The sequence below is a fragment of the Martinezella dioscoreae genome (assembly GCF_009176305.1).
Taxonomy (GTDB): Bacteria; Pseudomonadota; Alphaproteobacteria; order Rhizobiales; family Rhizobiaceae; genus Rhizobium; species Rhizobium dioscoreae.
Genome location: NZ_BLAJ01000009.1, coordinates 58,293 through 81,711, shown reverse-complemented (window position 1 = coordinate 81,711; position 23,419 = coordinate 58,293). Strand labels below are relative to the sequence as shown.

At 58.4% G+C, this 23,419-nt stretch carries 24 protein-coding genes; 13 read left to right on the top strand and 11 right to left on the bottom strand.

Annotated features, from left to right (window positions below):
- Nucleotides 1-180 precede the first annotated feature (180 nt).
- On the top strand, nucleotides 181-888 hold the full coding sequence (locus GDN47_RS26080; protein WP_095433387.1) for a DUF1013 domain-containing protein: 708 nt from the start codon (nucleotides 181-183) through the stop codon (nucleotides 886-888).
- A gap of 216 nt (nucleotides 889-1,104) precedes the next feature.
- Here GDN47_RS26080 and GDN47_RS26075 read toward each other — a convergent pair whose 3' ends face one another.
- Nucleotides 1,105-1,764, bottom strand: coding sequence for a YggS family pyridoxal phosphate-dependent enzyme (locus GDN47_RS26075; RefSeq protein ID WP_113352909.1), 660 nt, complete (start codon nucleotides 1,762-1,764; stop codon nucleotides 1,105-1,107).
- Nucleotides 1,765-1,963: 199 nt separating this feature from the next.
- Here GDN47_RS26075 and leuS point away from each other — a divergent pair, with 199 nt between their 5' ends.
- From leuS to holA, 3 genes are read left to right on the top strand one after another with little or no spacing between them, the layout of a single operon-like run.
- Nucleotides 1,964-4,594 carry a leucine--tRNA ligase gene (gene leuS / locus GDN47_RS26070; RefSeq protein ID WP_152094573.1) on the top strand — a complete coding sequence of 877 codons (2,631 nt, stop codon included), beginning with the start codon at nucleotides 1,964-1,966 and terminating at the stop codon, nucleotides 4,592-4,594.
- Nucleotides 4,584-5,105, top strand: coding sequence for an LPS assembly lipoprotein LptE (gene lptE / locus GDN47_RS26065; RefSeq protein WP_152094572.1), 522 nt, complete (start codon nucleotides 4,584-4,586; stop codon nucleotides 5,103-5,105). The genes leuS and lptE overlap by 11 nt, the downstream gene beginning before the upstream one ends.
- A gap of 13 nt (nucleotides 5,106-5,118) precedes the next feature.
- The gene (gene holA / locus GDN47_RS26060; protein WP_113352849.1) at nucleotides 5,119-6,156 is read left to right on the top strand and encodes a DNA polymerase III subunit delta; all 1,038 of its coding nucleotides are present in this window, start codon (nucleotides 5,119-5,121) and stop codon (nucleotides 6,154-6,156) included.
- A gap of 151 nt (nucleotides 6,157-6,307) precedes the next feature.
- Here the strand turns inward: holA and GDN47_RS26055 are convergent, their stop codons facing one another.
- The 8 genes from GDN47_RS26055 to hemE form a co-directional block, all read right to left on the bottom strand.
- A complete protein-coding gene (locus GDN47_RS26055) occupies nucleotides 6,308-7,192 on the bottom strand; it encodes a ParB/RepB/Spo0J family partition protein (protein ID WP_152094571.1) in 885 nt (294 codons plus the stop codon).
- A gap of 36 nt (nucleotides 7,193-7,228) precedes the next feature.
- Nucleotides 7,229-8,026: a ParA family protein gene (locus tag GDN47_RS26050; RefSeq protein WP_075853352.1), complete on the bottom strand. Its 798-nt coding sequence runs from the start codon at nucleotides 8,024-8,026 to the stop codon at nucleotides 7,229-7,231.
- A 21-nt stretch (nucleotides 8,027-8,047) separates the two neighbouring features.
- Nucleotides 8,048-8,665 (bottom strand): 16S rRNA (guanine(527)-N(7))-methyltransferase RsmG, encoded by a 618-nt coding sequence (gene rsmG / locus GDN47_RS26045; RefSeq protein ID WP_152094570.1) that lies wholly within the window; start codon nucleotides 8,663-8,665, stop codon nucleotides 8,048-8,050.
- 29 nt (nucleotides 8,666-8,694) lie between these two features.
- Nucleotides 8,695-10,575 carry a tRNA uridine-5-carboxymethylaminomethyl(34) synthesis enzyme MnmG gene (mnmG, locus tag GDN47_RS26040; RefSeq protein WP_152094569.1) on the bottom strand — a complete coding sequence of 627 codons (1,881 nt, stop codon included), beginning with the start codon at nucleotides 10,573-10,575 and terminating at the stop codon, nucleotides 8,695-8,697.
- A gap of 114 nt (nucleotides 10,576-10,689) precedes the next feature.
- A complete protein-coding gene (mnmE, locus tag GDN47_RS26035) occupies nucleotides 10,690-12,009 on the bottom strand; it encodes a tRNA uridine-5-carboxymethylaminomethyl(34) synthesis GTPase MnmE (RefSeq protein WP_173002572.1) in 1,320 nt (439 codons plus the stop codon).
- Nucleotides 12,010-12,157: 148 nt separating this feature from the next.
- Nucleotides 12,158-13,423: a transcription termination factor Rho gene (gene rho, locus GDN47_RS26030; protein ID WP_004127423.1), complete on the bottom strand. Its 1,266-nt coding sequence runs from the start codon at nucleotides 13,421-13,423 to the stop codon at nucleotides 12,158-12,160.
- A 198-nt stretch (nucleotides 13,424-13,621) separates the two neighbouring features.
- Complete coding sequence (hemJ, locus tag GDN47_RS26025) at nucleotides 13,622-14,167, bottom strand: protoporphyrinogen oxidase HemJ (protein WP_173002571.1); 546 nt, start codon at nucleotides 14,165-14,167, stop codon at nucleotides 13,622-13,624.
- Nucleotides 14,167-15,201: a uroporphyrinogen decarboxylase gene (gene hemE / locus GDN47_RS26020; protein WP_152094567.1), complete on the bottom strand. Its 1,035-nt coding sequence runs from the start codon at nucleotides 15,199-15,201 to the stop codon at nucleotides 14,167-14,169. The genes hemJ and hemE overlap by 1 nt, the downstream gene beginning before the upstream one ends.
- A 401-nt stretch (nucleotides 15,202-15,602) precedes the next feature.
- On the opposite strand from hemE, the gene GDN47_RS26015 reads away from it, so the two are divergent.
- Genes GDN47_RS26015 through dnaQ form a run of 5 tightly spaced genes read left to right on the top strand, consistent with a single transcriptional unit; the run spans nucleotide 15,603 to nucleotide 19,242 of the window.
- Complete coding sequence (locus tag GDN47_RS26015; RefSeq protein ID WP_113352854.1) at nucleotides 15,603-16,424, top strand: pyruvate, water dikinase regulatory protein; 822 nt, start codon at nucleotides 15,603-15,605, stop codon at nucleotides 16,422-16,424.
- Between the two features lie 33 nt (nucleotides 16,425-16,457).
- The gene (locus tag GDN47_RS26010) at nucleotides 16,458-17,057 is read left to right on the top strand and encodes a Maf-like protein (RefSeq protein WP_152094566.1); all 600 of its coding nucleotides are present in this window, start codon (nucleotides 16,458-16,460) and stop codon (nucleotides 17,055-17,057) included.
- A complete protein-coding gene (locus tag GDN47_RS26005; RefSeq protein ID WP_152094565.1) occupies nucleotides 17,050-17,907 on the top strand; it encodes a shikimate dehydrogenase in 858 nt (285 codons plus the stop codon). Before GDN47_RS26010 ends, GDN47_RS26005 begins: the two co-directional genes overlap by 8 nt.
- Nucleotide 17,908: 1 nt before the next feature.
- Nucleotides 17,909-18,508, top strand: coding sequence for a dephospho-CoA kinase (gene coaE / locus GDN47_RS26000; RefSeq protein WP_152094564.1), 600 nt, complete (start codon nucleotides 17,909-17,911; stop codon nucleotides 18,506-18,508).
- Nucleotides 18,509-18,525: 17 nt separating this feature from the next.
- Complete coding sequence (dnaQ, locus tag GDN47_RS25995; protein ID WP_069613912.1) at nucleotides 18,526-19,242, top strand: DNA polymerase III subunit epsilon; 717 nt, start codon at nucleotides 18,526-18,528, stop codon at nucleotides 19,240-19,242.
- 75 nt (nucleotides 19,243-19,317) lie between these two features.
- Here dnaQ and secB read toward each other — a convergent pair whose 3' ends face one another.
- Entirely contained in the window at nucleotides 19,318-19,800 is a 483-nt protein-coding gene (gene secB, locus GDN47_RS25990) for a protein-export chaperone SecB (protein ID WP_069613913.1), read from the bottom strand.
- A gap of 95 nt (nucleotides 19,801-19,895) precedes the next feature.
- Complete coding sequence (locus GDN47_RS25985; protein WP_152094563.1) at nucleotides 19,896-20,414, bottom strand: FxsA family protein; 519 nt, start codon at nucleotides 20,412-20,414, stop codon at nucleotides 19,896-19,898.
- A gap of 146 nt (nucleotides 20,415-20,560) precedes the next feature.
- On the opposite strand from GDN47_RS25985, the gene GDN47_RS25980 reads away from it, so the two are divergent.
- Genes GDN47_RS25980 through GDN47_RS25965 form a run of 4 tightly spaced genes read left to right on the top strand, consistent with a single transcriptional unit; the run spans nucleotide 20,561 to nucleotide 23,323 of the window.
- A complete protein-coding gene (locus GDN47_RS25980; RefSeq protein WP_152094562.1) occupies nucleotides 20,561-21,262 on the top strand; it encodes a Tim44/TimA family putative adaptor protein in 702 nt (233 codons plus the stop codon).
- Complete coding sequence (gene mltA / locus GDN47_RS25975; RefSeq protein ID WP_152094561.1) at nucleotides 21,259-22,377, top strand: murein transglycosylase A; 1,119 nt, start codon at nucleotides 21,259-21,261, stop codon at nucleotides 22,375-22,377. Before GDN47_RS25980 ends, mltA begins: the two co-directional genes overlap by 4 nt.
- Entirely contained in the window at nucleotides 22,377-22,961 is a 585-nt protein-coding gene (locus tag GDN47_RS25970) for a Smr/MutS family protein (protein WP_113352861.1), read from the top strand. The genes mltA and GDN47_RS25970 overlap by 1 nt, the downstream gene beginning before the upstream one ends.
- The gene (locus GDN47_RS25965) at nucleotides 22,958-23,323 is read left to right on the top strand and encodes a helix-turn-helix domain-containing protein (RefSeq protein ID WP_113333424.1); all 366 of its coding nucleotides are present in this window, start codon (nucleotides 22,958-22,960) and stop codon (nucleotides 23,321-23,323) included. Before GDN47_RS25970 ends, GDN47_RS25965 begins: the two co-directional genes overlap by 4 nt.
- The last annotated feature ends 96 nt before the right edge of the window (nucleotides 23,324-23,419 follow it).

Below are 23,419 nucleotides of genomic sequence, written 5' to 3'. Positions count from 1 at the left end.
TGCTCTTTCCGCGCAATAAATAGCAGGTCAAACTACGACAGCAATTGGACAAAGTGCATTTCATGCGCAAAGAATTGCAATTCCGCGACACTATCGCTATATAGGGCCGTATTTCCCGGACAATGTGGTGTTACACCCCGGACCGCGACACCGGCGCGGACTGACAGAAGGACTATATCCATGGCTCAACAATTGCTCATGCCGAAGGCAACCGCCATCTGGCTTGTCGACAATACGGCCTTGTCATTCGACCAGATCGCGCAGTTCTGCAAGCTGCATCCGCTCGAAGTGAAGGCTATTGCCGATGGCGAAGCAGCGCAGGGCATCAAGGGCCTCGACCCGATCTCGACCGGCCAGCTGACCCGCGATGAAATCGCCCGTGCTGAAGCCAACCCGAACCATAAGCTGAAGCTTTCCGAGCCAAAGGTTCGCGTGCCGGAATCCAAGCGCCGCGGCCCGCGTTACACGCCGGTCTCCAAGCGTCAGGACCGTCCGAACGCTATCCTCTGGCTGGTGCGCAATCATCCTGAACTGAAGGATGCGCAGATTTCACGCCTCGTCGGCACCACCAAGTCGACCATCGAGCAGATTCGCGACCGCACGCACTGGAACTCGGCCAACCTGACGCCGATGGATCCGGTCACGCTCGGCCTCTGCAGCCAGATCGACCTCGACATGGAAGTCGAAAAGGCATCAAAGGGCCGTCCGCTGCCGACCGCCGCCGAACTCGGCGCAACCCTGCAGCCGGCTCAGGAAACCGAAAAGCTCGGCTTCAGCTACGATCGCGAAGAAGAGAAGGAAAAGGAAATCGACGCCGACGCTGTTTTCGCCAAGCTGAAGTCGCTGAAGTCGACCAGCCGCGACGACGAGGACGACGATCAGTTCTGAGATCCGGCATAGCGGATAAGAATGCAAAGCCCCGGCCAAACCGGGGCTTTTTTTGTTTGTCGGAGAGCATTGTAGACGTCGTCTCCCAGCAGGCGTTGAGAGGACAATTCCATGATTGCCATCTCCAGGCACCGAGGGATTCCGTCAAATCTCCAATCCGAGCCAGTCCTGTGCTCCACACACCAAGGCCTTCCGCACCTTTTGTTTTCGGCAGAACTACCGCGCCCCAAAAATCGCCGAGCCGACCCGGACGCTTGTCGCGCCGAAAGCGACGGCGATCTCGTAGTCGCTGGACATGCCCATGGAGAGCTTTTCGACACCGGCCTGCTTGGCAAGCTTGGCCAGCAGGGCAAAATGCGGCCCCGGATTTTCCTCCGCCGGCGGAATGCACATCAGGCCCTCGATCGAAAGCCGAAGCTCCTTGCGGCACAGCTCGACGAAAGCGAGGGTATCATCGGGCGCGAGCCCGGCCTTTTGCGGTTCTAGCCCGGTGTTGACCTGCACATAAAGCCTCAGTGTCTTGCCCTGCCGCTTCATCTCGTCGGCGACAGCGCGCGCGATCTTTTCCCGGTCGATGGTCTCGATGACATCGAACAGCGCCACCGCATCTGCGGCCTTGTTCGATTGCAGCGGCCCGATCAGATGCAGCTCGATCCCGGGCGTCTCCGCCTTCAATTCCGGCCACTTGCCCTGGCTTTCCTGCACGCGGTTTTCGCCGAACACGCGCTGGCCGGCCGAAATGGCGGGCCGGATCTGATCGGCAGCGAACGTCTTGGAAACGGCAACGAGCTGCACCGAGCCGGGAGCTCGGCCGGCCTGACGCTCGGCGGCTGCGATATGGGAACGGACTTCGTTCAGGCGCTCTTGAAGTTCCATCTTTTCGCCTCGATATTTGGCTTGCTTCTCAAACTTTGCAGTAATGAGGCTCGCAGGCTTTGCCAAGGGCGAATGCACCCGAATCCGGCTTTGCTTTGCAAGATAAGGCACTTGCTGCACCTGCTAAACTTGACGCTTGGGTGGTTTCGTGGTGAAGGTCACGCCTTAATCCCCATGATTTTCCGGAATACAAGAACAGATGACTAGCGAACGTTATAATCCGCGCGACGCCGAGCCCCGCTGGCAGGAAAAATGGAACGAAGAAAAGGTCTTCGTGACAGACAATGCCGATCCGCGTGAGAAGTACTACGTTCTAGAAATGTTTCCCTATCCGTCAGGCCGCATCCACATGGGCCATGTGCGCAACTACGCCATGGGCGATGTCGTTGCGCGCTACAAGCGTGCCCGCGGCTATAACGTGCTGCATCCGATGGGCTGGGACGCCTTCGGCATGCCGGCGGAAAACGCAGCGCGCGACAACAAGGTGCATCCGAAGGAATGGACCTACCAGAACATCGCCTCGATGCGCACCCAGCTGAAGGCCATGGGCCTCTCGCTGGACTGGAGCCGCGAGTTCGCGACCTGCGATGTCGATTATTATCATCGCCAGCAGATGCTCTTCATCGACATGATGGAAAAGGGCCTGGTCTACCGCAAGAAGTCCAAGGTCAACTGGGACCCGGTCGATAACACCGTTCTCGCCAATGAGCAGGTCATCGACGGGCGCGGCTGGCGTTCCGGCGCGCTCGTCGAGCAGCGCGAGCTGACGCAGTGGTTCTTCAAGATCACCGAGTTCAGCCAGGAACTGCTGGATGCCCTGGATACGCTGGATCATTGGCCGGAAAAAGTGCGGCTGATGCAAAAGAACTGGATCGGCCGCTCCGAGGGCTTGAGCGTTCGCTGGGAAATTGTGCCGGAAACAGCTCCCAATAGCGATCGCGAAATCACCGTCTACACGACCCGTCCGGATACGCTGTTCGGCGCCTCCTTCCTGGCGATCTCGGCCGACCATCCGCTCGCCAAGGAAGCGGCGGCCAAGGATCCGGCCATCGAGGCCTTCTGTGAGGAATGCCGTCGCGCTGGCACCTCGCTGGCAGCCCTGGAGACGGCCGAGAAGAAGGGTATGGACACCGGCATCCGCGTCCGCCACCCCTTCGACCCATCCTGGGAACTGCCCGTCTACATCGCCAATTTCGTGCTGATGGACTATGGCACGGGCGCCATCTTCGGCTGCCCGTCCGGCGACCAGCGCGATCTGGATTTCGCCCGCAAGTACGGCTTGCCGGTCGTTCCCGTCGTCATGCCTGCCGATGGCGATGCGGCGAGCTTCACCGTCGGCGATGTCGCGTATGACGGCGACGGCGTGATGATCAATTCCCGTTTCCTCGACGGCATGAGCACCGACGAAGCCTTCGAAACCGTAGCAACGAAGCTCTCCGAGACCAGCCTCGGCAATGCACCGCAGGCCGAGCGCAAGGTGAATTTCCGCCTGCGCGACTGGGGCATCTCCCGTCAACGCTATTGGGGCTGCCCGATCCCGGTTATCCACTGCGATGATTGCGGCGTGCTGCCGGTGCCGAAGAAGGATCTGCCGGTCAGGCTGCCCGACGACGTGACCTTCGATCAGCCGGGCAACCCGCTCGATCGCCACGCGACTTGGCGGCATGTCGCCTGTCCGCAATGCGGCAAGGACGCCCGTCGTGAAACCGACACGATGGACACCTTCGTCGATTCGAGCTGGTATTTCGCGCGCTTCACCGCCCCCTGGGAAAGCCAGCCGACGGATCCCAAGGCCGCCAATCATTGGCTGCCTGTCGACCAGTATATCGGCGGCATCGAGCACGCGATCCTGCACCTGCTCTATTCGCGCTTCTTTACCCGCGCCATGCGCGAGACCGGACATCTTGACGTGAAAGAACCCTTCAAGGGCCTGTTCACGCAGGGCATGGTCGTGCACGAAACCTATAGCCGCGGAAGCGGCCTCACGCGCGAATGGGTGTCCCCAGCCGATATCAAGATCGAGGAAGTGGACGGCCAGCGCCGCGCGACCCTGCTGTCGACGGGCGAGGACATCGCCATCGGCTCGATCGAAAAGATGTCGAAATCGAAGAAGAATGTCGTCGATCCCGACGATATCATCGCCTCATATGGTGCCGATACGGCACGCTTCTTCGTACTCTCCGATTCGCCGCCCGATCGCGACGTCATCTGGTCGGAAGCTGGTGTCGAGGGCGCGCATCGTTTCACGCAGCGCATGTGGCGTCTGGTGTCCGAAGCCGCCGACGCCCTGAAAGCGGCCGAATCGACTCCAGCTAAGGAAGGCGAGGCACTGGCGATTTCGCAGATAGCCCATCGCACGCTGAAGGCCGTTCAGGGTGATTACGACAAGCTCGCCTTCAACAAGGCCGTGGCGCGCATCTATGAATTCGTCAATGCGCTGGCGGCACCGCTGACGAAAGTGGCCGCCGGCCAGGCGGATGGCGCCTATCGTTCTGCCGTCCGCGAAGCCGTCGAGATCCTGATTGCTTTGGTTGCACCGATCACGCCTCACCTGGCCGAGGAATGTTCGGCCGCCCTCGGCAACACGCATATGGTCGCGACTAGCCCATGGCCGGTCTATGACGAAGCTCTCGTCATCGAGAACGAGATCATCTATCCCGTTCAGATCAATGGCAAGAAGCGCGCCGAATTGACAATCGCGCGCGATGCAGATCAGAATGCCGTGCAGCAAGCCGTGCTCGCCCTGGATGCCGTTACGAGCGCATTGAATGGTCAGGCGCCAAAGAAGATCATCGTCGTTCCACAGAGGATCGTAAACATTGTCGTCTGATAGTCTTTTCAAATTCGCCCGCATCGCCGGCGTTGCGTCTCTTGTGGCCGTTGCCAGCCTTCTGTCGGCCTGCCAGGTTCGGCCGCTCTATGCCGTCAGGACTGGCGTCACGCAGAAGCTGTCGGAGGTTTCCTTCTCCGACGTTGGCTCGCGCGTCGGTCTACAGGTGCGCAATCAGCTGATCTTCATTGCGGGGCGTGGCGCAGGCGAGACCAAGACGCCGAAATACAATGTCGATCTGAGCGTCAGCTCCGGTACTGGCGGTGTGCTTTATCTTCCGTCTTCGAGCACGTCGGCCGCAGGCCGCACGACTGTGACCGTCTCGTTCACATTGAGGGAGATCGGCACCGGCAAGGTCATCAAGTCCGGCAGCCGTTCGGTGACGTCGCTGGTCGATTTCCCCACGCAGGAATTCGCCAAGCAGCGCGCAATTCGTGATTCGGAAGACCGTGCTGCCCGCGAAGTCTCCGAGATGGTCGCAGCCGATATCGCTGCCGCACTCAGCCGCTGATAAAGAGCGCGGCATGGCAGAGATCAAGTCTCACGAATTTGATGGATTCCTGCAAAACGCCGCGCGCAATTATCGGGTCTTCGTAATCTACGGCCCGGATCGCGGCCTCGTTTCCGAACGTGCCGCACAGATTGCCGCCAGGACCGGCGTCGATCTCAATGATGCCTTTTCCCTCATCAAACTCGATGTCGGTGACCTGCAGAACGATGCGGGTCGCCTGCTCGACGAAGTCAACGCCATCGGTTTGTTCGGCGGCGAAAAGCTCGTCTGGATTCGCGGCGCCGCCAATGAAAAAGCATTGGTCGATTCGCTGCAGATCATTGCCGAAAGCCCGCCGGAGGCAAGCTTCGTCATCATTGAAGCCGGCGATCTGAAGAAGGGCGCAGGTCTGCGCAAAGTGGCGGAACCGACGCGCTCGGTCGCAACCATTCCCTGCTATGCCGACGATGCCAGAGCGCTGAATGGTCTGATCGATACGGAACTGGCAAATGAAGGGTTGCGCATCGCCCCCGCAGCCCGCCAGGCATTACTCGAGCTTCTGGGCGGCGACCGGATCGCCTCTCGAAACGAGGTGCGCAAACTGGCGCTTTACTGCCGCGGGCAGGGCACAATCGAAGAGAACCATGTCATGGAGATCATCGGCGATGCCAGCGCGATTTCCACTGACGATGCCGTCGATGCCATCTTGAAGGGGGATTCCGAGGCCTTTCTGCATGCCATGCAAAAGATCGCCTCCTCCAAAACTCCGATGTTTCTCGTGCTGCAGAGCTGCCTCCGGCAATTTCAGATGCTCGATACGATGCGAGCCGAAATGGATGAAAAGCGCGTTGCCCCGGCACAGGTCATGCAGACACATGGGCGCCATCTGCATTTCAGGCGTAAGCCGATCATTGAACAGGCCCTCAAGACCTGGTCGGGCCCTGCGATCGCCCGCGAGATGAACAGGCTGCAATCCGCCATTCTCCAGACACGCCAGCGTGCGAGCCTCGAAGACACAATCGCAACACAAACCCTGCTTGCGACCACATTGCAGTCGGCACGCAGAGCCTGATGTTTCACGGGAAACGGACTTGGACAGGCATCCGCCATCCGGACGCCGCAGCCTATCCCATTGTTTTTACAGGACTATAGTAACCTTCCGCACAATTGTGGAGAAGCAAACAGCGGGAACCATTTGACGTTCCATACAGAGCAGAGCCGTCTTAGCGGCGCTCCAGAAGCCGGCAAATTTCCTCGAGTTGTTCCAGCGTCTTATAGCTGATCTTCACCTGGCCACCATTGCCGCGATGATTGATGGAAACATCGAGACCTAGCGTGTCAGACAGCGTACGCTCGAGCGCCAGCGTATCGGAATCCTTCTCATCCCTGCGTACGCCAGCGGGGCGGGGGTCGTTCTGAGCCTTGATGTCATTTTGCGCGAGACGTTCGGCATCGCGAACTGACAAGCCCTTGGAAACAACAGTTCGCGCCAGCGCGGTCGGATCGGAGGTCGAAACGAGAGCGCGGGCATGGCCGGCGGAAAGCGAGCCTGCGGCAAGCATATCGCGTACCTGGTCAGGAAGCTTCAACAGACGCAGAGAGTTGGCGACATGGCTGCGGCTCTTGCCGATGATTTCGCCAAGATCGTTTTGTGTATAGCCGTGTTCTGCGATCAGTTGCTCGTAACCGAGCGCCTCTTCCAAAGGATTGAGGTCCGCGCGTTGCACATTCTCGACAATGGCGATCTCAAGCGCGGTCTTATCATCGACGTCGCGAACGATCACTGGAATTTCGATCAGACCCGCAAGCTGTGCCGCTCGCCAGCGCCGTTCACCGGCAATGATCTCATACCGATCGGAAGAAATGGTGCGGACCACGACCGGCTGCACGATGCCGTGCTGGCGAATGGAGCTGGCGAGATCATGCAGCTCGGTCTCGTCGAAATAGCGGCGAGGATTACGTGGATTGCGGCTGATGAATTCGATCGGCACCAGCCGATCGGGATTGACGGCCGGTCTGCCGGCATCCACGGGCGTCGGCTGATCCATCTCACCGATGAGAGCCGCCAGTCCGCGCCCGAGACGCCGCTTCGAAAGATCATCATTCATCGCCGATACTCACTCTGGAACAAATACTACGTCATATCAGGCGGCAGCTTTTCGCTGCCGCTCTCTTTGGATTACTTCCGAAGCGAGCTGCAGATAGGCCTGGCTGCCCGCGCACTTCAGGTCGTAAAGAATGGCGGGCTTGCCGTAGGACGGCGCCTCGGACACGCGAACGTTGCGTGGAATCAACGTATGGTAGACCTTCTCGCCAAGATGAGTCCGTACATCGGTGACAACCTGCTGCGCTAGATTGTTGCGGGAATCGAACATGGTCAAGACGATTCCCTGGATATCGAGGGACGGGTTGACCGTGCGCCTTACCTGATCGACCGTCTCCAGCAGCTGGCTAAGGCCTTCCAGGGCGAAAAATTCGCACTGTAAAGGCACTAAAACAGAATGCGCCGCGGCCATTGCATTCATCGTCAGAAGGTTAAAGGAAGGCGGGCAGTCCACCAGAATATAGGAAAAGGCGAGGGCGTCCGACGCATTCAGCGCGCGCCGCAGCTTGAAAACGCGGTCCGGTTGCTGCGCGATCTCCATCTCAACACCAAGCAGATCCATGGTCGATGGCACGATGAAGAGATTCGGAACGGCCGTCTCCTGAACCGTATCCATGATCCCGTGGCTACCCACCAATAGATCGTAGGAAGACAGCTTGCGGTCACGCCGCTCTATGCCCAACCCCGTGCTGGCATTGCCTTGGGGATCGAGATCGACAATCAGGACGCGCTCACCAATGGCGGCAAGAGCTGTCGCCAGATTGATCGCGGTCGTGGTCTTGCCGACGCCGCCCTTTTGATTTGCGATGGTAATAATCCGGTTTCGCTCGCCGATCATCTGCCGCACATCCAATTATGGTTAATTCAGGCGTCGAAGGCGACTAAGCTCCAGAATGACGGAATCTCGCTCAACGACACTCTGATGTTTTACCAGATCGAATTGCCAACGACCACGGGCTTTCTGCAGCTCGCGTTCGTAATCCCGGCCTTTGTGCAGGAAGAGGCGCAGATTTTCGTTGCGCTCGAGCCAGGGGGCTGCGTAGTCCAGCAAGATTTCAAGCTCCGCAAGAGCCCGCGCTGAGATAACGTCGCAGGTCTGGATCGCTGCCGGTGCCTCTTCGATGCGAGTGGCATGAACAGCGCCCCGGGCCGCGCATTCCCGCAGGCAGACACGCAGAAAAGCAGCTTTTTTCTGATTGCTTTCAACCAGATCGACGTGCCCCGCACCTTTTTCCGCCAGCAGGATTGCCGTTATCACACCGGGAAATCCACCACCACTCCCCAAATCGACCCAATGATCCGTCGCCGGATGCAGCTGGAAAATCTGCGCACTATCCGCGATGTGACGGCGCCAGAGATCGTCAATCGTGGATGGCGCAACAAGGTTGATGGTCTTCGCCCATTTCTGGAAGAGCTGCGCAAAATGCTGCAACCGTTCCTGTGTTTCACGTGAAACACGCACACCGTTCAATTCCATGCTACGGACTCTCTAACCTTGTAGTATTGTCAGGAAACGAGCTTCTGGTCTTCCGGCACGCTCATTTTCCTCAAATAAGCCAATAACAAAGAGATAGCCGCCGGCGTCATCCCGTCGATTCGCGAGGCCTGGGCGATATTCTTCGGCCGCGCTGCTTCCAGCTTCTGTTTCAGCTCATTGGACAACCCTGAAAGAACCGAAAAATCAAATTCCGCCGGAATGACGCGCTCTTCTTCCCTGCGGGCCTGAACGATATCGGCTGTCTGGCGATCCATATAGACGGCATAAGCCGCCTCGATCTCGATGGCTTCAGCTACGTTACGCTCGATGGACCGCAATTCCGGCCATAGGCGCGACAGGTTCTCTACGGATTGACCAGGATGAGAAAGAAGCTCATAGGCCGAACGCCGCTGACCGTCCTTGTTAAGATGCATACCTGCCTTTTCGGCTTCGTTCGGTGTTACGGTTAGGCTTCTCAGCTGGTCACGCGTCTGTTCAAGCCTCTTTACATATTGGCCGAAACGCGCTGCACGGCTGAAACCGACGCAGCCCAAGGCCAGTCCGACGGGCGTAAGGCGGACGTCAGCATTGTCAGCGCGGAGCGACAAGCGATATTCCGCACGGGACGTGAACATACGATACGGCTCCGCCACACCCCGAGAGGTCAAATCGTCGATCATCACACCGATATAGGATTCCGTTCGGCTGAACTCGATGGCTTTGCCACTGCTGGCGAGACGCGCGGCATTCAGCCCGGCGACGAGACCTTGGGCCCCAGCTTCCTCATAGCCCGTCGTGCCGTTGATCTGGCCCGCTAGGAAAAGTCCCGGAATCTTTTCCACTTCGAGGGACAGCTTCAATTCGCGCGGATCGACGTGGTCATACTCGATGGCATAGGCGTGCTGGAGAACGCGAACTCGTTCCAGACCCGGAATGGTCTTGATGAATTCATCTTGAACATCCTCGGGTAGGGAGGTCGATATGCCGTTTGGATAGACCGTGCTGTCATCCAATCCCTCCGGCTCAAGGAAGATTTGATGACCGTCCCGTTCGCCGAATTTGACGATCTTGTCTTCTATCGACGGGCAATAGCGCGGTCCGACACCTTCAATCTGACCAGAATACATTGCCGAGCGCTTCAGGTTTTCGGCAATGATCCTGTGGGTTTCCGGCGTGGTTCGGGTTACCCCGCATTCAATCTGCGGATTCACGATGGAATCGGTCATAAATGAGAAGGGTGTTGGATCTTCGTCCGCCCCCTGACGTCCGACGGAATTCCAATCGATGGTCGTTCCGTCGAGGCGAGCAGGTGTTCCAGTTTTCAATCGCCCCAGAGCAAGGCCGTGTCGCAGCAATGTGGCAGAAAGCCCAAGCGAAGGCTCTTCGCCAACACGGCCCGCCGGGATCTTCTTGTCGCCGATATGAATGAGACCGCGAAGAAAAGTGCCTGTGGTCAGAACAACGGCGCCGCAGTGGATGGCTCGCCCGTCCTTCAGGATTACCGCGGCCACCCTGCCGTGCTCGAAGGTAAGATCGAAAGCATCGCCTTCGATAACATCAAGATTGTCGATTGCGCGGATTTCCGCCTGCATGGCCAGACGATAGAGCTTGCGGTCCGCCTGAGTGCGCGGACCGCGTACGGCGGGACCCTTCTTGCGGTTGAGCATACGGAACTGGATGCCGGCAGCATCCGCGACACGGCCCATTAAGCCGTCGAGAGCGTCAATTTCCCGGACCAGGTGGCCTTTGCCGAGACCGCCAATGGCGGGATTGCAGGACATGACGCCGATCGTGTCGCGCTTATGTGTTATCAATGCCGTGCGCGCACCGAGGCGTGCGGCCGCAGCCGCAGCCTCGCTGCCCGCATGCCCGCCACCCACAACGATCACATCATACGCTTTATCGAACATCATCAGGTCCCTCGGTCGTGCCGCTTGTTTGGCACACCAATTTCAGGAGTCAAGAAGGTTTCACGTGAAACGTCTGGTGAGAGTAAGAGTATATGACTCTCTGTTTCACGTGAATCATTTTCCTATGCAGAATTCTGAGAAGATCACGTCCAGCAAATCTTCCACATCGACGCGGCCGGTGATACGTCCAAGGCTTGTGGCCGCCTGTCTTAGGTATTCGGCTCTGATATCCAGGCCGCGATCTTCCGAACCTAGTGCAGCCTCAATTGCATCAAGGCTCTCTGCAAGCAGGGTGCGATGACGCAGCCGACTCGGCAAAGCGAGGGATAGCGCCCCGGAACGGGCCTGCAGATCCTGCCGCAGAAGGTTATGCAATTCCGTCAGGCCTGAGCCGGTGGTCGAGGAGATCAGCAAATCATATTGATTGGTTTTCTCGGCGTGAATATCGGCTTTCGTACCGACAGTCAGGACCTTGCCGGCAAAACCCGGAAAACTCCGCTGTGCCTCACCGCCAATCTCGGCCAGAGACAGAACAAGGTCCGCATCCGCAACCGTCCGCAGTGCCCGACGAATGCCCTCACGCTCCACCACCTCATCCGTATCCCGCAACCCAGCCGTATCATAAAGCTTAACGGCATACCCTTCGATATTCAGATCGACATGCAATACGTCACGGGTCGTGCCGGCGATATCGGTGACGATCGCCACCTCGCGCTTTGCCAAGGCATTCATGAGACTGGACTTGCCAGCATTTGGCGCGCCTGCAATGACCACCTTCAAGCCATCCCGGATGATCTCGCCGAGATCGGCGCCTGCGAGATGGCCGGAAATTTCAAGACGCAGCCGCTTCATATCGGCCCATACCATATCGGAGACCGAACCAGGCACATCGTCTTCATCGGCGAAATCGAGTTCCGCCTCGATCAGGGCGCGTGCCCGCGTCAGCCTGTCGGCCCAACCGTTATAGAGGCCCGACAGCCCGCCGGCCGCATGCTCCAGCGCAAGCCGGCGCTGCATCTCCGTTTCCGCGCCAATGAGATCGGCAAGGCCTTCCACCTCCACCAGATCCATCTTTCCATTCTCGAGTGCGCGTCGCGAAAACTCGCCATGTTCCGCCATTCGGCAATGCTCGAAGGTCGAGAGCTCTTTCAGAAGCGCGTTCACCACTGCTTTACCGCCGTGGACATGAATCTCAACGCAATCTTCGCCCGTAAAAGAGGCTGGACCAGGAAAAATCAGGACAAGGCCGCGGTCTATCACCAGACCGTTACGAGTCCGAATCGTTCTCAGCGCGGCCTGCCTCGGCTGCGGCAGCGTACCGGCAAGGGATTCGGCAACACGGAGCGCCTGATTTCCGCTGATACGGATCACAGCAACGCCGGCCGGTAGACCGCCGCTGGACAAAGCATAGATCGTCTCGTTCATCGTCAACATAAGATTGATCCGCATCCGAATCGATTGCCGAGCGACCCTTCATCTCGACATTCGATCCCGCAAAACAAAATCGGGCTGCAATTCGCAGCCCGATCATAACACCATGGAAGCACCGCTAAAGCGGCAATATGACGAATCCGGCTAAGGATTACGTATTCATCGAATCGAAGAAATCCGGGTTGTTCTTTGTCTGCTTGAGCTTGTCGATCAGGAACTCGATCGCGTCGGTCGTGCCCATCGGCGCGAGGATACGGCGAAGAACGAAGATCTTCTGCAGATCCTGGCGCGGCACCAGCAGGTCTTCCTTGCGCGTACCGGACTTGAGGATATCCATAGCCGGGAAGATGCGCTTATCGGCAACCTTGCGGTCGAGCACGATTTCCGAGTTACCGGTGCCCTTGAATTCTTCGAAGATCACTTCGTCCATACGGCTGCCGGTATCGATCAGCGCCGTCGCAATAATCGTCAGCGAACCGCCTTCTTCAATATTACGCGCAGCGCCGAAGAAGCGCTTCGGACGCTGCAGGGCGTTGGCGTCCACACCACCGGTCAGAACCTTACCGGAAGAGGGGACCACGGTGTTATAGGCGCGGCCAAGGCGGGTGATGGAGTCGAGCAGGATGACGACGTCACGGCCATGCTCGACCAGACGCTTAGCCTTCTCGATGACCATTTCGGCAACCTGGACGTGGCGCACGGCCGGCTCGTCGAAGGTCGACGAGATGACTTCGCCGCGCACGGAGCGCTGCATGTCAGTCACTTCTTCCGGACGCTCGTCGATTAAGAGAACGATCAGATAACAATCCGGATGATTGGCGGTGATGGAATGGGCGATGTTCTGCAGCAGGACGGTTTTACCCGTACGCGGCGGGGCGACGATCAGGCCGCGCTGGCCCTTGCCGAGCGGCGCCACGAGATCGATCACGCGGGGCGACAGATCCTTCGAGGTGGGAACGTCGAGTTCCATACGGAAACGCTCGTTCGGATAGAGCGGCGTCAGATTGTCGAAGTGAACCTTGTGACGGATCTTTTCCGGATCGTCGAAATTGATGGTGTTGACTTTCAGCAGCGCGAAATAGCGCTCGCCTTCTTTCGGTCCGCGGATCGGTCCCTCGACTGTGTCGCCCGTCTTCAACGAGAAGCGGCGGATCTGGGAGGGGGAAATATAGATATCGTCCGGACCGGGAAGATAATTAGCATTCGCGGAACGCAAGAAACCGAAGCCATCCTGCAGAACCTCGACGACGCCCTCGCCGATGATTTCTACGTCTTGGCTCGCCAGCACCTTCAGGATCGCAAACATCAATTCCTGTTTGCGCATCGTGCTGGCGTTTTCCACCTCGAGCGATTCGGCAAAGGCCAGAAGATCGGTCGGGGATTTATTTTTCAGTTCCTGAAGCTTCATTTCAGCCATGAAGGGAATTACTCATTTTTTTGGAGGGGGAAGGCAATGTTGCTCGTATTCAGAACCGCGATAGGGGCGCTCGCGGGCGACAGAATGGATACATGCCACGAAGAGAAGATGGCGGGAAAATAGCGACTCACTTTCTGAACCGCAAGGGGGGGCCGCAAAATGAAAGAAATTTTACGTCGCCCCTAATACAGTCCCGCCTCATGCAAACGGCTTGACGACCACGAGAATGACGATCGCGATCATCAGAAGCGTCGGCGCCTCGTTCATGACACGCCAGTATCGGGCAGAATGCTTGTTCTGGTCGCGAGCAAAGGCACGCACCGCAGCACTGAAATGGCCATGAACGCCCGAGAGGATCAAGACAAGCCCGATCTTGGCATGCAGCCAGCCGCCCTGGAAATCATAGACCGACCAGGCCAGATAAAGCCCGAAAATCCAGGTCAGAATCATCGCCGGGTTGATGATATAGCGCAGCAGACGCTGCTCCATCACCTTAAAGGTCTCGGATTGCTGCGAGCCGGGCGCGGCATCGGTGTGATAAACAAATAGCCGAGGCAGATAGAACATGCCGGCCATCCACGAGATGACGGCGATGATGTGCAGCGCCTTGATCCAGAGATAGAGATCGGCCGGATGCCAGGCGAACAGACCGATCGCCAGCACCGCAAAGATCAGGATCATGAAATAGGCCCGTCGTCCGGCCTTCTGGCCCGCCGCGGAATCCGTCTGCTTTTCCACCGTCATCACTTCCTCCATCCCCGCACACGTTCGACCAGCGCCGCCACATTGGCCGGATCGGCCTGGGGCGTGATCCCATGCCCGAGATTGAAAATCAGTGGGCCATTTCCGAGCTGCTGCAGGATATCGTCGATACCATCATCCAAAGCCTTGCCGCCGGCAACCACGCGCATCGGATCGAGATTACCCTGCACCGGTCCATCCTTCTGCAGTTCCCGAGCAAAGGCCAAAGGCACCGACCAGTCGAGGCCGATCGCATCGGCGCCCGTCTTCTGCCGATAGGTTTTCAAGAGATAGCCCGCACCCTTGGCGAAGGCGATGATCCGAGCCTGTGGCCGCCGCGACTTGATCGACGCGATCATCTTTGCGACCGGCTTGATGGCGAAAGCCTCGAATTCCTTCTCACCAAGCACACCGGCCCAGGAATCGAAGATCTGCACGGCATCCGCACCGGCATCGATTTGCGCCACGAGATAATCGGCTGATATGTCGGCAAGCAGCATCAGCAGATGTTCGAAGGCCTTGGGATAGCGATAGGCAAATAGCCGCGCAGGGGCCTGATCCGGCGTGCCGTGTCCGGCGATCATATAGGTCGCAACGGTCCAAGGAGCGCCGCAGAAGCCGAGAAGCGTGGTTTCCTGAGGCAAGTCCTGCCGCAGCCGGCGCACCGTCTCCATGACAGGCTCCAGATACGCCGTGATGCCCTCCGGTTTCAAAGCCATGATGCCCGTCTCGTCGATCGGGTCCATTTCCGGCCCATGTCCTTCGGTGAAACGCACATTCCGCTTCAGCGCATCGGGGATGACGAGAATATCGGAAAAGAGAATGGCCGCATCAAAGCCATAACGGCGGATCGGCTGCAGCGTCACCTCGACGGCGTGATCCGGCGAATAACAGAGATCGAGAAAGCTTCCCGCCTTCGCACGCGTTTCACGATATTCAGGTAGATAACGGCCTGCCTGTCTCATCAGCCAGAGCGGGGGAGGGGTGAGCGTTTCTCCGCTCAAGACCCGCATGATCTTCCGGCGTTCATCAGTCACAGACGTCGTCCTATATAAAACCAAACATATATTGAAAGGTTTCTATTTCTTAGAGTCGGTGAGTAGCAAGGATTAAAGTTCATCCCTTGCCTGTCCAATTTGTCGCGCCTCGCGCATAAATTTGGAGAGATTTCGAGATCGCAAGCCAATATGTGGATAAGAGAGGTGATTTTTCAATCTTTTGAGGAGGTTGAGGAGAAATTCGGCTTTTCGTCTTCTGGGGACAAGTCGGGGATGAGCGAGGTGTTGTCGATCTTATCCACATTGCCCACAGCCGCCGTGAAAGCCTCCTCTCGAAAATTCCAAATGTGGAAAACTCGGCCGTTTTCCACTTGCCCAAGATGGCCCCCTTCTCGTACCTCTCTTTTCTCCCGAGATATCAACAGGCGATGGAAAGTAGCGTGGAAAACCGAACTAGCTTCTTTCATCTGCATCTGATTTCTGACTCAACGGGCGAGACTCTCATCTCCGCCGGCCGCGCGGCCTCTGTGCAATTCCATGCTAGCCAGCCGATTGAGCACGTCTATCCGCTGATCAGAAATCGCAAGCAGCTTCTGCCTGTATTGGAAGCGATCGATCACAGCCCCGGCATTGTCCTCTATACGATCGTCGATCGCGAACTTGCCGATTTCATCGCCGAGCGCTGCAGGGAGATGGGCGTACCATCCGTCAATGTTCTCGAGCCGGTCATGAATGTCTTCCAGACCTATCTCGGCACGGCCTCGCGTCGGCGCGTCGGCGCGCAGCATGTGATGAATGCGGATTATTTCGCCCGCATCGAAGCGTTGAACTTCACCATGGATCATGACGACGGCCAGATGCCCGATGACTATGATGATGCCGATGTCGTCATCATTGGTATCAGCCGCACCTCGAAAACGCCGACGAGCATCTATCTTGCGAATCGCGGCATCAAGACGGCCAATATTCCGATCGTCCACGGTGTGCCATTACCGGAAAGCCTGATCAAGGCGACAAAGCCGTTGATCGTCGGATTGGTGGCGACGACGGACCGGATCTCGCAGGTTCGCGAAAATCGCATCCTCGGTACGACTCCTGGCTTCGACCGCGGCGACTACACCGATCGGGCCGCCATCTCCGAAGAGCTGAAATATGCCCGCTCGCTCTGCGCCAGACATAACTGGCCGATCATCGATGTCACGCGTCGTTCGATCGAAGAGACTGCTGCCGCGATTGTTGCCCTGCGACCCAAGCTGCGCTAAGCGCTGCACATGATTATCTCGGAGGCAGCCGTCATGACCTCGCCCCTTATCCTCGCATCGTCCAGTCCGTTCCGCCGGATGCTGATGGAAAATGCTGGGCTGCATTTTCAGGCTATTGCTGCCGATATCGACGAGCGCGCGATCGAAGCACCCCTGGAAATGGGTGGTGCCAGCCCGGATGCTGTCGCGCTCGTGCTGGCAAAGGCGAAGGCAAAAGAGGTGAGCGATCGCTTCCCCGGATCGCTCGTGATCGGTTCGGATCAGACCATGTCGCTGGGTGCGCGGGTCTTTCACAAGCCGAAGTCGATGGCGGAGGCGGAAAATCATCTGCGGACGCTATCGGGTAAAACCCATCGGCTGAACAGCGCCATCGCTTTGGCGCGCAACGGCGACATCATCTGGGAACATGTATCCCGCGCCGATCTGACCATGCGTGAGCTGCCGGCCGATTTCATCCATCGACATCTGAGCCGCGTCGGGGAAAAGGCATTGTCGAGCGTCGGCGCCTATCAGCTTGAGGGCGAGGGCATCCAGCTTTTCTCGAAAGTCGACGGCGATTATTTCACCATCGTCGGTTTGCCGATGCTGCCGCTTCTGGAAAAACTGCGAGAGTTGGGGACGATCGATGGATGATTCACGTGAAACACAAAGCGTAAACGCTTTCGTAACGGGTTATCCGGTTCGGCATTCGCGCTCGCCCTTGATCCACGGTTACTGGTTGAAGCAGCTCGGGCTTGCCGGTAGCTACCGGGCATACGAAGTTCCCGTAGAGGCTTTCGAAGCCTTCGTCTCATCCTTGAAGGACGGTTCCAGCGGCTTCGTCGGCGGCAACGTCACCATCCCCCATAAGGAAGCAGCCTTCAAGCACGCCGATAGGCCCGACGAAATTTCGGAAGAATTGGGCGCGTCCAACACCCTGTGGCTTGAAAATGGCAAGTTGCATGCAACGAATACCGATGGCCGCGGCTTCACAGCGAACCTCGACGAGCGTCATCCCGGTTGGGATCGCAGTGATCGTGCAGTCATCCTCGGAGCAGGAGGTGCCAGCCGCGCTGTCATCCAGGCGGTGCGCGACCGCGGCTTCAAGGAAATCCATGTGGTCAACCGCACGGTTCAGCGAGCGCAGGAACTGGCGGATCGGTTTGGCGCGAGGGTCCATGCGCATCCGATGGCCGCACTCGGCGAGGTCATGCAGGGTGCCGGCCTCTTTATCAATACGACCTCGCTCGGCATGGATGGCGAAGTGGCACCCCGGATCGATTTCTCTCCTCTTGTGGAAGGCGCCGTCGTCACCGACATTGTCTATGTACCGCTGAAGACGCCGCTTCTCGCTCAGGCCGAGGAACAGGGCTTCGCCATCGTCGATGGTCTTGGCATGTTGCTGCACCAGGCCGTGCCGGGCTTTGAAAAATGGTTCGGAAAGCGTCCTGCGGTCGATGAAACCTTGAGGACATTGATCATCGCCGACATGGAAAAGCACTAGCATGATCAGGATCGGACTGACAGGATCGATCGGTATGGGAAAGTCGACCTCGGCGAAACTCTTCGCTGAAGCCGGAATCCCTGTGAACGATTCCGATGCGGTCGTGCATGATCTCTATAGTGGCGAAGCCGTTCCCTTGGTCGAAGCTGCTTTCCCCGGGACAACGGCTGACGGCAGGGTCGATCGGCAGAAACTTAGCCAAAAGCTGGCGGGCGATCCCTCCGGCTTCAAGCGTCTCGAAGCCATCGTTCATCCGCTGGTGCGCGATCGCGAGCGTCTGTTTCTGGAACGTCAGCGCGAGGCCGACGCCGATATGGTGGTGCTGGATATCCCGCTGCTCTTCGAAACCGGCGCCGACAAGCGATTAGATAAGATCGTCGTCGTCAGCTGTGATCCACAGATTCAGCGGGAGAGGGTGCTTGCTCGGCGAGGCATGACGGAGGAAAAATTCAACATGATTCTCTCCCGCCAGACGCCGGATGCGGAAAAGCGGGCACGCGCCGATTATGTCATCGATACCGGCGGAAGCATCGAGGCGGCCGGCGAACAGGTCAAAGAGATCATCGCGGATCTGCGGCGCAAACAGCAGAGCAAGAAATAGGAAAGCGAAGTCCCGATATGCGCGAAATCATTTTCGATACGGAAACCACCGGCCTCGACAACAGGGCAGACCGCATCATCGAAATCGGCGGCATCGAGCTCTTCAACCATTTTCCGACCGGTAAGACATTGCACATCTATATCAATCCGGGCGACCGCAAAGTGCATCCCGATGCTCTGGCCGTGCACGGCATTACCGATGAGTTCCTGACGGGCAAACCGCTCTTCGAAACCGTCGCGGACGAAATTCTTGAATTTTTCGGCGACGCCAAATGGATCGCGCACAACGCCACCTTCGACATGGGCTTCGTCAATGCGGAGTTCGCAAGGCTTGGCCGCCCGCCGATCTTGCCCGACATGGTGATCGATACGCTCGCCATGGCGCGCCGCAAGCATCCGATGGGGCCGAATTCGCTGGACGCGCTTTGCCGTCGATACGGCATCGACAATTCGCACCGCACGAAACATGGAGCGCTGCTCGACTCCGAACTGCTGGCCGAAGTCTATATCGAGATGATCGGTGGCCGGCAGACGGCGCTCGGGCTCGGCAGTGCTGTCGGTTCATCGGCGCGCTCGCGCCAGAGTGAGGATGCTGGGGAGGTGGTCGTCGATATCTTTACTCGACCCAATCCATTACCCATTCGGCTGAGTGAGGAAGAGCTTTCGGCTCATGCTGCACTGGTCAGCAAGCTCGGCGCGAAGGGCATCTGGTCGAAATATCGCACGTCCGAGTAAATTGCTTTTCTCGCGTACGAAAAGAAAATGCCCGGATTGGTGTCCGGGCATTTCTGTTTCCAAGAGGCGAAAATCTTAGTTCGGAACAGCCGAAACCTGAGCGCGGGCCTGTTCTTCGGCCATGCGCTGCGTGAACATCTGCGCAAAATCGATCGGGTCGATCATCAGCGGCGGGAAGCCGCCATTGCGCGTGACGTCGGCGATGATCTGGCGTGCGAAGGGGAACAGCAGGCGCGGGCATTCGATGAAGAGCAGCGGCAGCATGTGCTCCTGCGGGAAGCCGGTCACGCGGAAGACGCCGCCATAGACCAGCTCGGTGTGGAAGAGAACGCGCTCGCCATCCTTGGCTTCGGCGCTCAGCGTCAGCACGACGTCGAAATCGGAATCCGACAGCGGGTTGGCGTTGACGTTCACATTGATATTGATGTCGGGAGCATTTTCCCGGGCCTGGAGCGAGCGCGGAGCACCCGGATTTTCGAAGGAAAGATCCTTGGTGTACTGAGCAAGGATGCTGAGGCTCGGGCTGGCTGCACCGTTGCCGTTGGTCTCGTTGGCCATGGGGGTGTCCTCTCACGTCTCGATGGGTGTCGCCATCTAGCATTTAGAAAAGGGGCTTACAACCCTTATGGCTCCGGCGCTCCGGAGGCCGTTGTCTAGTCTTCCAGCCGCTTTTGATCCGACCAGGGCGAGTTGCGGTTCGGCTCCCGATGGAAATCGCCTTCGTCGAGATCGACGACGTTTCCGGGTTTGTTCGGCCGGCCTTGCGGTCCGGCGCCCGGGCTTTGCCCGCGGCGGAACGCCCGCGAATTGCCGACGACGACGATGCGCTTGCGCAAAACCTGCCAGGCGAGATCACGTACGGCCGGGATGAAAAGCAGCAAGCCGATGATATCGGAGATGAAGCCGGGCAGCATCAGGAAGAAGGCGGCAACGACGATCATGGCGCCATGCACCATCTCGCGGCCGGGATCGCCGCCGTTGCGGCTTTCGGCCGAGATGCGCTGGAGAATACCGATGCCCTGGATCCTCAAGAGAGCGGCACCGAGCAACACGCTGAGGATGACAAGCCCCAGTGTCGCCCAGACGCCGATCAACTTTCCGACGACGATGAATCCGGCGATTTCAGCCAGAGGCATCAGAAAAACGATGATAGGAACAAGTGATAGGCGCATGTTACGGTGGTCCTGAGAGCGGGTTTCTTCGCGTAAGCGTTGGTTTCTCGCATATAATAAAGAAACCGGGCCGCTATTTGAATGATAGATCGATGCGGACTATATGGGGACTGATCTTTTAATTTTAACGGTGGTTCCGATACGAGATGGGTGCAAACGACTTTGTGACGATCTTTTTCCTGGTGGCGGCGGTGCTGATTTTCTTTCAGTTGCGCAGCGTTCTCGGCCGCCGCACAGGAAATGAGAAGCCGCCGCGCGATCTCTATGGTTCCGCAGATCCGGCCAATGGCCCGACGCCGCCGGATGCCGGCAAGGTGGTGACCTTGCCGCGCCGCGATGGCACCGAAGAGGAAGACCGTTTTGCCGCCATCGATGCCTTCACCCCGGCCGGCACGCCGCTTAATGATTCGCTGCGCGAAGTGAGCAAAGCCGATCCTTCCTTTAATCCGAAGGAATTCGTCAACGGTGCCCGCATGGCCTATGAGATGATCGTCATGGCCTTTGCCGAGGGCGATCGCAAGTCGCTGAAGGGGCTGCTGTCGCGTGAGGTCTATGAGGGCTTCGATGCCGCCATCGCCGATCGCGAAGCCAAGGGTGAAAAGGTCAAATCGACCTTCGTCGGCATTGATAAGGCCGATATCGTCACTGCCGAGGTGAAGGGAACGGATGCTCTGATCACCATGCGCATCATCAGCCAAATGATCTCCGCCACCTACGACAAGGCTGGCACCTTGATTGATGGCGATGCTGAAGCTGTTGCCGAGATCAGCGATCTATGGACCTTCGCCCGCGACACGCGTTCGCGCGATCCGAACTGGAAACTCGTGGCGACCGAATCGGAACAATGACGAGCCCATCGCAGGAATTCAGGCTGGAGCCGGTAACCTTCGCCGATCTGAAGGGCTGGGAGGAGGACGATCCTTCCAGCCTTTTTCGCGCGATGAAGGACTGTCGCACTCACATCCGCGATGTGAAGCCCTATCGCGCGGGTGCGGTGGGACTGACAGCCGACGATCTCCTGACGCTCCTCGATGCCGCAGAAGGGAAGGAACCGCGCAGTGCGGCAGAAGCCCGTGCTTTTTTCGAGGAGCACTGCCAGCCCTTCTTCATTCGCCGAGATGGCGGTGCGACCGGCTTCGTGACCGCCTTCTTCGAGCCGGAAATAGAAGTCTCGGCCGAGCCGACCGAAACCTACCGCTATCCATTCTATCGCCGGCCGGACGATTTGATCGATCTGGATGACAGCAATCGACCCGCGCAACTTGACTCATCCTACATGTTCGGACGGCTGCGAAACGGGATAATCTCCACCTATCCAGACCGCGGCGAGATCGATCGCGGCTATCTCGAAGGCAAAGGGCTGGAAATCGCCTGGGCGAAATCCAAGGTCGACGTCTTCTTCGTGCATGTACAGGGCGCGGCGCGTCTGCGCTATCCGGATGGGCGCCTCGGCCGCATCACCTATGCCGCCAAGGCTGGTCATCCCTTCTCGGCCGTCGGGCGTTTGCTGATCGACCGTGGGCTGCTGGATCGCACGACGATCTCCATGCAGACGATCCGCGACTGGCTCTACGCACATCCGGAGCAGGTCGATGAAGTCCTCTGGCACAATCGGTCCTATATTTTCTTCCGTGAGGCCGATGTCAGCGATCCCGCTCTCGGGCCGATTGCAGCGGCGAAGGTGCCGCTGCTGGCTGGCCGGTCTCTTGCAGTCGACCGGCTCATTCACACTTTCGGTTTTCCCTTCTTCATTCGGTCTGAAAGCCTGACCCATCTCGATGCCGGCAAGCCCTTCGCCCGGCTGATGCTGGCGCTCGATACGGGTTCCGCTATCGTCGGGCCGGCGCGCGGGGATATCTTTACCGGTTCGGGCTACGATGCAGGCGAGCTGGCCGGCACCGTGCGCAACGATGCCGATTTTTATATACTCATTCCGAAGGCGGCGGCGCAGAGGTTCGGCTGATGGCCCCGGAACGGAAGGACAAGGAACGAAAGCTCAGCGCGGAGGATCGCATCCTCTGGGGTAAGGTCGCCAAGAGCACGCGCCCTATGCCAGGACGCGTGGCTGATATCGAGGCCTTCGAAGCCGCACTGCAGGCAGAAGCCGAAAGCGAGGAACGCACCCGGGCTGCAAAGACGAAACCCGTATCTCCCTCGGCTGAAACGCAGGAAGCCCCGGCGCCGGCCAAGCAGCCCGCCGGTCGTCATCATCCGCTCGAACGTCCCGTCAAACGCAAGATAGCGAGGGGTCATCTGGCGCTGGAGGCGAGGATCGACCTTCACGGCCTCTTCCAGAGCGAGGCCCATGGCATGCTTCTGGATTTCCTGATGCGCGCCCATAGCCGCGGCCTGCGCCATGTGCTCGTCATAACAGGTAAGGGCAGCTCCATGGGCAGCGAGGGGGCGCTGAAGCGTGCCGTGCCGCTGTGGTTCTCCAAACCTGAATTCCGGTTCCTGATTTCTTCCTACGAGACGGCAGCGCAGCATCATGGCGGCGAAGGTGCGCTCTATATTCGCCTGTCGCGCCTGAAAGGGGAGAAGCCTTGACCCCGTTCGGCGAAGCGGTTCGCAAGCTGCGCCTGCGCAAGGGCGTCTCGCAGAAGCAGATGGCGGCTGCGCTGAACGTGACTCCGGCTTATTTATCCGCCTTAGAACACGGAAAGCGTGGTCTGCCAACCTTCGATCTCCTGCAGCGCATCGCCGGCTATTTCAACATTATCTGGGACGAGGCCGAGGAATTGTTCCTGCTCGCACGATTTTCCGACCCGCGCGTTGTCGTCGATACATCCGGGCTTGCACCGGAATATACGGCCTTTGTCAACCACTTGGCGGGCAAGATCCGCAACCTTGACGCGGCAACGATCCGCGAACTGTCAAAGGTTCTGGAAAATGCCGGAAAAACCGGCTGAAAACCGCCTTAATCCCCTGTTTTATACCTGATTTCGGGGCCTTCCGTTTGGAACTTCAGGGTGAAACATCCTATATTCAGGCTAGGAAAAACCGCT